The organism is Ruegeria sp. BI12 (genome assembly GCF_056537985.1).
This window is the reverse complement of record NZ_JBQFSL010000010.1, coordinates 1-502: the sequence shown is the minus strand read 5'-3', so window position 1 is coordinate 502 and position 502 is coordinate 1. Positions and strand designations below refer to the sequence as shown.

Below are 502 nucleotides of genomic sequence, written 5' to 3'. Positions count from 1 at the left end.
ACATCGTTGGCTGTAACCGATAGTAAACCATCACCATTGTGGCGGACATCAATACCCTCATCTCCACCCGCCACAATGCCAGTAGCCGTGATTGCTATCGAGCCATCGCCCTCATGGCGCGCGTACACGCCATCACTGGCTGTTCCTGTGACATCCTGGGCAACAATAGTGATATCACCGCTGACCCCTTCATGTTCGACAAAAATACCATCATCGCCACCAGTCACACGGTCTTCCGCCAGGATCGCGATCGAACCCGTGCTCGTGCTCGGAGTACCATCACCTTCATCGGGAGTGTTGAGGATGGCAACCTTAATCCCGTCAGTACCACCCGTCACAGCTCCAGCCGTCGTGACCGAAACTGCGCCGTCACCAAAGTGACGGGCTAAAACACCAGTATTACCGCCGGTTACATCGTTGGCTGTAACCGATAGTAAACCATCACCATTGTGGCGGACATCAATACCCTCATCTCCACCCGCCACAATGCCAGTAGCCGTGA

1 protein-coding gene is annotated in these 502 nt (G+C 54.6%); it reads right to left on the bottom strand.

Annotated features, from left to right (window positions below):
• The coding region (locus ACR0AK_RS22890; RefSeq protein WP_480795113.1) for a hypothetical protein at nt 1-502 on the bottom strand (502 nt) is incomplete at both ends.